This window comes from Cellulophaga sp., assembly GCF_039943695.1.
GTDB lineage: Bacteria > Bacteroidota > Bacteroidia > Flavobacteriales > Flavobacteriaceae > Cellulophaga.
Genome location: NZ_JBDVAA010000041.1, coordinates 1 through 12,411, shown reverse-complemented (window position 1 = coordinate 12,411; position 12,411 = coordinate 1). Strand labels below are relative to the sequence as shown.

The following is a 12,411-nucleotide window of genomic DNA, read 5'->3' as shown; positions in this document are numbered from 1 at the left end:
AAACAAGAGCCACTTTGTCATCTCCTATAAATTCCTCTCCTATAATAAAAGCTTCTGCTAAACCATTTGGTTGTTCTTGAACAGCATACTGAAAGCTACAACCATACTTAGTCCCATCACCCAATAAACCTTTAAATAAAGGCAAATCTTTAAGTGTAGATATAATTAAAATCTCTTTTATACCCGCATACATTAATGTAGAAAGCGGGTAGTAAATCATTGGTTTGTCATAAATAGGCATTAATTGCTTACTTACGCTCAATGTAAGTGGATGCAATCTAGAACCAGACCCTCCTGCAAGTATTATACCTTTCATAATTTTTATTTAATTGTACTGTTTTTTATAATAATCCTGATATGCACCAGAAGTTACACTTTCTAGCCATTCTTCATTTTGTAAATACCAATCTACAGTTTTTTCTAAACCTTCTTCAAAAGTTACAGATGGTTCCCAACCCAATTCCTTATTAATTTTTGATGCGTCTATAGCATACCGTAAATCGTGCCCTGGTCTATCTTTAACGTAAGTAATCAATTTTTCACTCTCTCCAATAGGTCTTTTCAATTTAGAGTCCATCTGCTTGCACAATAGTTTTACTAAATCGATATTTTTCCATTCGTTAAATCCGCCTATATTATAAGTTTCTGCATTTTTGCCTTCATGAAAAACCAAGTCAATTGCTCTGGCATGATCTATTACATACAGCCAATCTCTAGTATAATTACCATCTCCATAAATTGGCAATTTATTTTTATGAATTATGTTATTAATAAATAATGGAATTAGCTTTTCAGGAAAATGATTTGGCCCATAATTGTTAGAGCAATTGGTAATTACATAAGGTAACTTATACGTTTCTCCGTATGCTCTTACAAAATGGTCTGAACTTGCTTTTGATGCTGAATATGGCGAATTAGGATCGTACGCCGTAGACTCTGTAAATAAACCAGATTCCCCTAAAGCACCGTATACTTCATCAGTACTTATGTGATAAAATCGTTTACTTTTCAAGTCATTTTTCCAACAATCTCTGGCAGCATTAAGCAAATTTACCGTTCCCATAACGTTTGTTTTCACAAAAGCCATAGGGTCTGTAATAGACCTATCTACGTGCGACTCTGCAGCTAAATGTACAACTCCATCAAAATTATATTTTTTAAATATATCTTGAATAAAATTCTCATTTGTAATATCACCCTTTATAAACGTATAATTTGCCAACCCTTCTATATCTGATAAATTTTCTAAATTACCTGCATACGTCAGGGCATCTAGATTATAAATATGATATTTAGGATACGTCTGGACAAATCTCCTAACTACATGAGATCCAATAAAACCCGCCCCTCCTGTAATTAGTATGTGCATTATTTTTTTGAGTAACCTTTTAATATTTTATTCAACTCTAGTAATAATAAAAACACAAGTAATACAAACACTAAAAGTATAGGCAACATAAACTTATATTGGTTTTTAATACCTCCTAATTTAGCTCCTCTGGTAGGGAAATCAGAAATTACATTAAGAATCGTAGCCTTATTAGCCTTTTCTAGATTTAAAGCTACTATTTTCTGCTTTAATTCATCTCGTTCCTTTAAAAGCTCTATCTCTTTATTTTTTCCTCCTCCATTATCTGCCAAGCTAATGTTAGTGCCTCCAATTTCTTTTGAGGCCTCTTTAACCATTACATCTTTATATAACTCTTGAAGCGATATAATTTCATTTAATTGCTGATTGTATATCTCCTCTTGAAAACCAATATTTTTATCATTTGTAGCCTTCTGCTCTTTAAAATACGTATTGCTAGATATTGATTTAACAATAGCTGGTTGTGCTCTTTTAGCAACAATACTATTTGTACTAACTAAGTTTATTTTGTGAAAGCGAGCGTCAAACGTATTAAAGTTTTCTAGGTAAGCTTCAAAATCTAAATTTTTGACAGTTGTAGAGTCTAATTCCCTTATAAACTTATCAAACAACAATACTTTTTGATTATCATCTGAATAAGACTCTATCTCTAATTTTCTTATACTAGCAGCCTCACTCGAAGTGATTTTCAGCGCATTAGCAAGTGAAATTGAATCTTGTGCTTTGGCAAGTTCATTGTAAAAACTTACATTATTATACAATTGCTGAACACTATTAAAATTAGGCTCAACGACCATACTTGAAATAAAAACATCTTGCTTTCTTAAGTCTAAATACACACCTAAACCTATACCAACTACTCCAGCTATTACAAATTTTATAAAGTGCTTTTGAATAAATAGTAAAAACAGCATTATAACGTGAAAAATTCCTTTAAATATACTTGCTATAAAAGCAAATAATTTTTTAAAAGCATTTCCTATTAGCTGAAATAACTGACCTAAATCTATCTCTTCTGAGGATTGTTGTGGTTGCTGGTTGTTACTCATTATTATGAATTAAATAATTGTTTTAAAATTTTATCTGTAATTAAATAAGTTGGCTTAACTCCCGTTGTACCTAAACCTCCTGACGCCAATGTACTCCCTGTTTCTAAAGGATTATCTGAAGCATAGTATGCATAACGCACTTTAACATCTTCTTTAATACTTTTACGTATTTTAGATGCAGCCTGAATTGCTTTTTGGTAGTGAACTCCTTCCATTTCTAAACCAATAACACCCCAAGTAGAATCTTTAAAGAATTGTAATATATTTTTATTTTGCAATGACGTACCTAAAACGGTTACCATTGTACCCTCTAAAACCTTTAATCCGTGCCCCTCAAAATCGGCTGCAGAAAGTTCATTTTTAAAAGGGTAGTTGTCTGCTGTTCCTTCAAAAATATGAGCAGTAGCAATCATAATATCGCCCTTGCCACCTTCTAAAATTCCGGCTTTACCCATGATAGAAACCGACTCAACATTTAAAAACTCCTTAACCCCTTCTTTTTCATAAGGTTTTAAAAGCTCATCTATTGTTTCGTAAGCCTGTTCTCCAAATGCATAATCCATTACAAAAATAACAGGTTTTTCATCGTCTTTTAATCCTTTTGGAAGATCAAAACAACATGCTTTATCTCCAAACTTAGCCGAATCAAAAATCTGTACATCAATATTTGTCCCAGATGTATCGTTCAAAGAAATCATTCCGTTTTTCTTAGCGTAAGCTGTAACTTTAGCCCTTAGTTTATCATTTTTAGACTTACTTAAATCTTCGTAAATTTCTAAACTATCTTTTGAATTTGGATACTCTTTAGCCAATGCTTTTTTAGCAAATAAAGAGTTCATTACACTGTGCATATTTGCACTAATAATGTGTATTGGTCTATGTAAAATTCCGTTTGCCTCTAAAGTCTCTTTAATGGTTAATGCCCATAAATCTCCGTGAATATGATGACCTAAACGCTCACGTAAAACAGGACTAAATGTAATTATTCTTTTATCACCTAATGTTTCTTCCTCTATAGCAAGTTTACCCATCCAATAAATGGTGCGTAAAAACTTTTCTGGGTTTTCTTTTGTAGCAAATACTTGGTGCATTGCTTTAACCTCTACAAAAGATCTTCCCAGTATATTTGCAGTGTAACTTAATGCTACTTCTAACTCTGCTTGTGATAACTCATCAGACTCTAAAGCCGTTTCTAACTTAGTCCAATCTCTTATTGTTTTCTTTGTATCTTCAATTAATACACGTTTGCATATCTTTTCGGACTCTATAAACAAAAAAGTTAAGTGTGTTAGAATATCATAAATATCAGATCTTCCTCTGGTGATTACAATATTCATTTGATCTTCATCTATACGGTAACAATCTCTTCTTCTTTTCGCCGGAATTATGGCTTTAAAGTGAGATTCTCCATAACCTTCATCTGAAGTTAAATTTATGTATCTACACTGTTCTATCCCCTCTGGAAGACGTTCTAAAACATATGTTAAACCGTTTAATTCTGATTTTTCTTCTCCTACAGAACCATAAATCTCTGGTCGTAGTTGTAACAATGCATTACGAAGTGTTTCTCCTGAAACACCCATTGGCTTGTAAAATCCTCTATTAAACAAGTGTCTCATTGTTATATACAAACGCTCTATGGCATTTGTAGACTCCTGTGCTCTGGTTGTATTTATTATCTTATTCATATTTCTTCTTCATTGCAAATCTACATAAATTAACACTATATTGTTAAGGTAGATACGTTAGTTTACAGTAAATTCTTTCAATCCTTCAGCCAATTTTCTATCGTTAGATAAACGTTGTACTTTATTTTGACCTCCAAACTTACCAATACTTACCATATAATTTTTAAATCCGTCTTTCTGCACTTTTGCTATTTTTAAGGTTTGCAGCACCTTTCCGTCAATTAGATCAAAATAATAACTATTCTGTTTTTGTAAAGATTCATCTATTATTTCAATAAACAAATTCATATCACTTGGCTCTTTTTCAAACTCCACAAACCACTCGTGGTAAGGCAACTCATTATCACTTGTAATTGTTTGTGGCGCAACTGTAAACTCATTAATTCTGGCATCGGTTGCTTTAATTGCTGTTTGCATTGCCTGTTCTACTTCTTTAGCTATAACGTGTTCACCAAAGGCAGATATAAAATGTTTTATTCTTCCTGAAACAATTACCTTATAAGGTTTCTTAGAAATAAACTGAACGGTATCTCCTAGGTTATACCCCCATAAACCGGCATTTGTAGAAATAATCATTACATAATTTACTCCTATTTTTACGTCTTTTAGTGTGATGCGTTCTGCATTATCTTCATAAAAATCATCAGCTTTTATAAACTCATAAAATATGCCTGAATTTAAAAGTAATAGCATTCCGTTTTCTTGCTGAGAATTCTGGTATGCAAAAAAGCCTTCACTTGCAGGAAAAAGCTCTATACTGTCTACCTTACGACCTATTAAATTCTCAAATTTTGCACGGTAAGGTTCATAGTTTACACCACCATAAATAAAAAGCTGAAAACCTTTAAACAAGTCGCCCACCTTTTTACCTGTATCCGCTTGTAATTTTTCAAAATACATTTGCACCCAAGATGGTATACCAGCAATTACGCTCATATTTTCATCTTTAGTTTCCTCTACAATTTTATTTACTTTGGTTTCCCAATCTTCAATACAATTGGTATCCCAACTTGGCAGTCTGTTACGCTGCAAATACTTTGGCACATAATGCGCAGAAATACCTGATAAACGACCTAATTTTACTCCATTTTTCTCTTGTAAAATAGGGCTTCCCTGTAAAAATATCATTCTACCATCAACAAAATCTGCTTCGCCTGTTTCATGAATATAACTTAAAATAGCATCTCTAGATGCTTCAATCTGGTATTTAATAGATTCTTTTGTTATAGGTATATACTTTGCTCCTGATGTAGTCCCAGATGTTTTTGCAAAATACGCAGGTTTGCCAGGCCAAAGTACATCTGCATTACCAGCCACAACCTCGTCAACATAATTTTTTAATGCCTCATAATCTCTTACAGGAACATTTTTAACAAAGTCTTTATGTGTTTTAATAGACTTAAAATTATGGTCTTTACCAAACTTAGTATTGGAAGCCTTTTGTATTAACTGCTTAAACACTTGCTCTTGAGTTTCTACAGGGTTAGAAATCCACTTAGCGTTTTTAGCTACTATTCTTTTAGCAAAAATTTTTGCTGCAAAAGATTTTAAAGACATAACTTAATTATTTAAAATCTATATAATTAGTAGGATTCACAGAGGTACCATTGCTCCACAATTCAAAATGCAAATGTGGTCCAGTGGTTAATTCTCCTGTATTACCTATGGTTGCAATAACTTCACCTGCTTTTACAATTTCTCCCTGAGTTTTATGTAAAGCGCTATTGTGTTTGTAAACAGACAAAAGATTGTCTTTATGCTCTATAATTATTACGTAACCTGTTTCTGTAGTCCAATCTGCAAATATCACGGTTCCTTGTGCAACAGATTTTATAGGACTGTCTTTTGGTGCAACAACATCTACCGCAAAGTGTTTTTTATCCTTATCATATCCCTGAGAAATTGTTCCACTTACAGGTGAAAATAATACCAAAGAAGATTCTGTTTTTGTATTACCAAATAAATTGTATTTATCTTCTAATGCAACTTGTGCTCTTAAATTTAGGTCTTCTTTAATTGGACTAAGGTCTACTGTGCTAGGATCTATTTTTACTTGCTCAAAGAGCGAGTCCCTATTCATTTTATTATTGGCAACATCACCGCTTAAAACCATACGTATGTTAGATAAATACTTATTGGTATAATTTAAAACATTTACTAGCGAGTCTGTTTTATATGTTAATTCTGTAGCTTGTTTTTTTAATTTAGTAGAAGAGTAACCTGGTATATATTCTCTTAACGGAGTAAAAGCTATAAGGACAGTTGTTAAAGCAATTAATACAAAAGTAGAAATCCACCCTAAAACAAAAACATTAAGCCTACTAAGCTTAAAGGATATTTTTTCTTCAAAAGTATCTTCATTTAGAATAACCAAACGATACTTATTTAAAAGCTTACGTTTAATCTCCTTTCTTTTTTTATTATCCTTTGCCATAACAAACAAATATAAACTTTAGAATTTTATTACCCTAACAAAAAAAGGGTTCTAAATATCAAAATTAAGTTAAATAGCCCTAAAACATTCTGTATAAACACAAAAAGTAATTCTATTACTAATATTAACATTGTTATAGTTACTTTTTATTACCTTTGTTATTCAAAATTTATTATTATGATTTCATCAAATATTATGTTAGCCTTTCCAGGTTACACATCTATCGCACTTATAGTTGTTGTAGTATTACTACTTTTTGGAGGTAAAAAAATACCTGAATTAATGCGTGGTTTAGGAAGCGGAATTAAGGAATTTAAAGATGCATCTAAAGACGATGATTCTAATGACAAGCTAGAAGAGAAAAAATAAGTTACCATATACTTTATTTTAGAACCCTGCACTTTGTGCGGGGTTTTTTGTTTTTAATAACATTTTAAACCTTTAAGAGTAGTGTATTTCATCGATGAAAAGTGCTTTTAACAGAACTTCCTTTATTTTTTGGCATCTAAAAAAAATAGCCATACAACATAAAAATAACGTTTAACTACATTTAATCAGTCAGTTACAACATATTATACTTAACCACAAACCCTTACAATAGTTTTGTGGCAACCCCAAAATATTAATTAAAATGAAGTGTATTACTAATGAAGTTTTTAACTATAACTTATCACACCTATGCAAAATCTTGTATCGAAAAAAGTTTCAAGACTATTTTTAACTTATCTAACAATGTTATTTATTTTAGCATTATCAACAACGGTAGTAAATGCTCAAATAAACAATAGTAATTATAGAATAGACTTAAGCTCTACAGATATGGGTCCCTGTGGAGGAAACAATGACGGTAGAACAACCGTTGGTGTATATGCAAAACAATCGACCTTAAATACCTTCAAAATTTCATTTGACCTACCCGATGGCATTACCTACAAGCCTGGTAGTTTATTAATAACCAACCAAACTGGATCTGGCGGATTTACAATCTCTGAATTTGATATAAGCAATCTTAATAGTCCTACCTTTAGTATAGAGAAACCTAGTAATGCAAACTGGCAAGCTCTTGATTTTGTAGAGTTTGATTTTGAAAAAACGGCTAGTTGCGATGCTGTACAGTTATCTTATAGTGGAGGATTGTTTAAAGATTCGCACACTATAACCTATATAGATGGTTCTACCGCAGAATCTGATACAGATAACGATTTAACCATAAACTCTTACTCATTACAAAGAGCTTATTTAGCAGTAGAAAACATTGCTACAGAAAACTTGTATGTAGGAGAATCTACTACAAGACCTATACAAATTACTAATTCTGGTAACGGAAGTATAGAGTCTTTTGAACATGTTGTTACAATATCTGATGAACTTATAAGTACTTATACCTTATCTTATAATGGTACTTTATTAAACCCAACAACTATTTCTGGAAATAACTATACTTATCTAATTAATTTAAATGATGCTCCTTTTGCTGGTCAGGTAGGTAATGGAGATAACAAATTTGATAACGAAACTATAATACTACAAGAATATCTAGAACTAGCCAGTTGCCAAGCAAATCAATACTCAAGGCATAGCCCTAGATGGGGTTGTACAAACGGAACTTATTGCCAAATTGGAGCTACAATTCCTGGCTCTGTAGTATACATTGAAGAATTTACAAACTTAACTTTACAAGAAGTAAATAACCCAAGACCAAGATGGGATGCTCCAGTTACCTATACATATTCTGTTAGTAATACTAGTAGCAGTACACCGTCTTATAATGTTAATATAAATATTGGTTTTACAGACGACGATAGGTTTTCTACTGTTGGTTTTAACCCAATGTCTGGTGATGATAATAACACAAATAGAATATTGTCTAACTTTAGATTTACCGGAGGCAGCCAAATTAATCCTCAACGTTGGCCTTCTACTATTTCTGGAGGATCTGGTTTAGGTTCTCACCACATTGCATCAAACTATCTAACAACAGATCCAGACGGACCTGGAGGTTTAGATGATTTAGATGGTGATGGGTATTATGATGATTTACCAGCAGGTGAATCTACAGAAATTAACGTTGATATGGAGATGGATCCCAATGATCCAACTTGTAATGAAGGGTTTTCTATATATGTAAACGACATAGATTTACATATAGATACTTGGTCTGTAACATCTTGTGGTAGTGATACAATGTCTTCTAGAGAAAATATGGATTCTCAGTATATAGAAAGAGAAAGTTTATATAACTATGGGTCATCAGAAAGTTATGATCTAGATATGATTGAAGGGTCTGTCTTTAGAGTTGGCTTTACAGGAAATTTTGTAGCTAGTGAAGAAGCTCCAACATGTAATGGTGTAGAAATGTTCACAAACAATGTAAACACCAGCTACTTGGCAACACTAGAAGTACCAACAGGTATTACATTAGATGTTAGTGCAGATAGTAGATATACACAAACAGGCAATATAATAACATTTAGAGAAACCAACTTAGCAGATTTTATGATAAACTCTAAGGAACTAGTAATACCTGTAGAGTTTGCAATAACTATAGATTGTAGTGTATATACCGGTCCTTCTAATATACAATTACCTTTTACATCTTCTTATGAAAGTAGCTGCTACACAACAAGCTTACACTGTGGTTCTTTTGAAGCTGTAACACACTGTTCTAATAGTGGTTGCGTAGGACCAACAACAACCAGTTTTAATGCAAACAGAGAAACTGCTGGTTTTACAGATGCAAGTATGTCTACTAGAGTAACTTTAGACCCAAATACGCACGCTACTAATTACTATATGCCTAAAGATCAAATGGTAGTTACTAGTGAAGCTAAAATGGTAAACGATGAACGTGATAATCTTTATTTTGAGATGCGTTATGTTACAGAAAATGGTGTTAATATGGATGATATTATTGCCTATGAAAACGGAACAATTACTATTAACGATATATCAACCGGTACTCCTCAAACGTTTCCTTTAACCGTAGCTCCAACTATAACCAAACAAGGAACAAACAACCATTTTGTAACAGTAGATTTATCTAGCTATAAAACATTAATTTCACCTACCTATATATACGGTCAAGGTTTTGAAGAAGATGAAATATCTGTAGAGCTACATTTTAGATTTAAAGATGAATTCCCTCAAAAAGCAAGACTGTATAATTTTAATAATTTTCAAGGTAGATTTTACAGTTTAGATGCTACTTCTACAGAAATTGGTTGTGAAGTTTTTAATGAAACGGCTTTCTTTTTTCAAGATAACATATATGCAAGAACTAAAGATAGAACTGTTGATGGGTGCTCTAATGTAAACCTTACAGCTAGTATTGTTCATTTTTCTAATTTAAGCGATAAGTTTCCTAATGAATTTAGGCCAACATGGCTTTTTAAATCTGCAACAGTGCAAATACCTGATGGTATGCATTTTAACTCTCAAGTTCTAAGTTCTTTTTTTGCAAGAATAGATCCTAGTAATGAATACCCTACAGGTTCAAATGGCGGATTTGATTTTTCTTTATCTGGTAATATACTTACTATAACACCAGGACCTAACTTTAAACATAACGATCAAGGAGCTCGAGATTACTCAGAGCTTCTAGTAAATATTTCAGGAACAAATTCTGCACACGGATCCAATCCTTTTACAGTTAGTTACACTTACGATGAATTTGCTCATTCTGATTTTCCAGAAGAGATAACAACAAGTGACACTAAAAATTTTACATACCTTACACCAGATTACGAAATAAGATCTGACAACTCAATACTTGTTGGTAACTCTTTAATTGAAAGTTTTGAAATTGAAATATGTAAACATGATTTTGAAGAAACAAACAATAACTGGCTATGAGTAGACACTGGTTTAGACTTTACCATTAGCAACGCCTATTTAGTAGATGGTGGTACAGAAACACCCTTAAACTTTACAACTTCTAACCAAGTTACTTATATAGAATTTGGAACTATAGAAGAAGGTAACGTTACATGCAAAAACATTAGGTTTGAAGGTACTTATACTGGAAGCTCTGATAAAGAAATTAGAGTTTCTCATAACTATGACTGTATAGATTACCCTACCAATTACGATGCTACAACTTATTTTAATGAAGAAATATTAACCTTAACACCTGTAGACGCTGCTATTCAGTTACAAATTTTACAGCAACCTACTAGCACAGTTGGTACTTGTGAAGCTTATGAAGTTATATTAGAATCTAGAAATGCAGGTGAGGCAGATCTTATAAGTCCGGTAATAAATTTTGATGTTCCCGGAGATATAAGTGCCATTACAATTAATTCTATTACTATAGAATATCCTCAAAACTCTGGAAATATACAAACCATAACACCTACTATTGTTGGTAACAATGTTTCTATAAATTTACTAGATCACACTCTTATATCTGCAAATAATGGCTTACTAGGCTCACTAAATTCTAATAGTTTAGATGAACAAATAGCTATAATTAGACTAAATTTAAGTCCGCAATGTAATTACGTATCTAACACTGGTACTACTTATATAGTTACAGGTAACAGTCCTTACGGCGGTATGGCTAATGGTAGTAATAGTAGAATTGCTGCAGAACCAATAATAATTACAGGAGCAGAACCTCCTTACAGTACTAATACAACTATTTTAAACTCTCCGAGTTTTAATGGTTGTGAAATAGAAACAGTATCTGCAGAAACATATATAACAGGGGGTGTAACGGGGAATTCCGATTTTATTAAAGTAATTTTGCCTGCTGGTATAACTTATGTAGATGGTTCTTTAAACTCTACAGGATCTGTAAGTGTAACCTTTATTTCTAAAACACTTGTTAACGACCAAGAAGAAATAACTATTGCTTTGCCACAAGGCGCTAGTGATACTGATGTTATTGCATATAATTTTAACATCCAAAGTACAGGCTTTATATGTGAAGGTAATTATGATATTGATTTAAGCACTTATGTTACTGTATCTGGCTTATCTTGTTCTGGTGTTTCTTGTGGTGATACAGAAGTAATTACTGGTAATACTAGCACTACAGTTCAAGTTACTAAAGGATTCTTAGAAACTTCATCATATACTCCTACTGCTAGTTACGTTATAACAAGCACAGATACTTATTACAATATAATTATTGGTTTAGAAAACACAGGTACAGAAGATTTATCTAGCGGAATTAATTACAATGTATATTGTGCAGACGCATCTGGTGTAAAAACAGGAAATTCTATTTATACAGGATCTCTTTCTCAAGCAATTCCTTCTGGTGGCTCTATAGAAGAAAATATAGAATTTAGAACAACAGAATTTTGTGGTGCAAATAGCAATATAGTTGTAGAGTTTTCACCAAGTAACTCTAATTGTTTTTGTACAGAGTTATTACTTAGTATGACTAGTGCACCATCTAATAATTATTCTGATTTAGAAATAGATATGACATCTAATGTTAGTTCTGCTAATCCATCAGATACTATTATTTTCTCAATTGATATTGACAATTTAGGAGCTATAGACGCTACAAATATTCAATTACAAAATGTACTAGCTCCTGGTTACACTTTTGTTAGTGCTACTAACGGAGGAGTATTGACAGGAAATACAATTACTTGGCCTAATTTTGACTTAGAAGATTTAAACACTACTACATTTAGTTACACGGCTACTATTAATAACCCAAGTGGTATAGCAGATGAGTATACTAATATTGCTGAAATTACGCAAGTAGACCAAATAGATCCTGATTCTACTCCTAATAATTATGATGGTATAGATTCTCTAGAAGATGATGAAGCTATGGTTGTAAACACTTTACAATCGTCTGATATTAGTATGGTTAAAAGGCTATCTGCTAGCTCTAACCCTAATGCTATTGTT

General features: G+C 32.3%; 9 protein-coding genes. 3 read left to right on the top strand and 6 right to left on the bottom strand.

The genetic code is table 11. From position 1 onward, the window contains the following. The 6 genes from ABJD66_RS03125 to ABJD66_RS03100 all read right to left on the bottom strand — a co-directional run. A partial coding sequence (locus tag ABJD66_RS03125) for a sugar phosphate nucleotidyltransferase (protein ID WP_348128121.1) occupies nucleotides 1-316 on the bottom strand: 316 nt, incomplete at its 3' end. Nucleotides 317-325: 9 nt separating this feature from the next. Next, on the bottom strand, nucleotides 326-1,369 hold the full coding sequence (rfbB, locus tag ABJD66_RS03120) for a dTDP-glucose 4,6-dehydratase (protein WP_348128118.1): 1,044 nt from the start codon (nucleotides 1,367-1,369) through the stop codon (nucleotides 326-328). Then, complete coding sequence (locus tag ABJD66_RS03115; protein ID WP_348128115.1) at nucleotides 1,369-2,418, bottom strand: hypothetical protein; 1,050 nt, start codon at nucleotides 2,416-2,418, stop codon at nucleotides 1,369-1,371. The genes rfbB and ABJD66_RS03115 overlap by 1 nt, the downstream gene beginning before the upstream one ends. A gap of 2 nt (nucleotides 2,419-2,420) precedes the next feature. Then, nucleotides 2,421-4,106: a hypothetical protein gene (locus ABJD66_RS03110; protein ID WP_100894373.1), complete on the bottom strand. Its 1,686-nt coding sequence runs from the start codon at nucleotides 4,104-4,106 to the stop codon at nucleotides 2,421-2,423. A gap of 57 nt (nucleotides 4,107-4,163) precedes the next feature. Beyond that, nucleotides 4,164-5,663: a GH3 auxin-responsive promoter family protein gene (locus ABJD66_RS03105; protein WP_348128112.1), complete on the bottom strand. Its 1,500-nt coding sequence runs from the start codon at nucleotides 5,661-5,663 to the stop codon at nucleotides 4,164-4,166. Nucleotides 5,664-5,670: 7 nt separating this feature from the next. After that, the gene (locus tag ABJD66_RS03100) at nucleotides 5,671-6,540 is read right to left on the bottom strand and encodes a M23 family metallopeptidase (RefSeq protein WP_100894374.1); all 870 of its coding nucleotides are present in this window, start codon (nucleotides 6,538-6,540) and stop codon (nucleotides 5,671-5,673) included. A 177-nt stretch (nucleotides 6,541-6,717) separates the two neighbouring features. Between ABJD66_RS03100 and tatA the strand changes: the two genes are divergently transcribed. The 3 genes from tatA to ABJD66_RS03085 all read left to right on the top strand — a co-directional run. Next, nucleotides 6,718-6,909: a twin-arginine translocase TatA/TatE family subunit gene (gene tatA / locus ABJD66_RS03095; protein ID WP_348128109.1), complete on the top strand. Its 192-nt coding sequence runs from the start codon at nucleotides 6,718-6,720 to the stop codon at nucleotides 6,907-6,909. Nucleotides 6,910-7,272: 363 nt separating this feature from the next. Continuing rightward, nucleotides 7,273-10,392 (top strand): hypothetical protein, encoded by a 3,120-nt coding sequence (locus ABJD66_RS03090; protein WP_348128106.1) that lies wholly within the window; start codon nucleotides 7,273-7,275, stop codon nucleotides 10,390-10,392. Nucleotides 10,393-11,094: 702 nt separating this feature from the next. Then, nucleotides 11,095-12,411 (top strand): DUF11 domain-containing protein (locus ABJD66_RS03085; protein ID WP_348128103.1); only part of this gene is annotated, 1,317 nt, incomplete at its 3' end.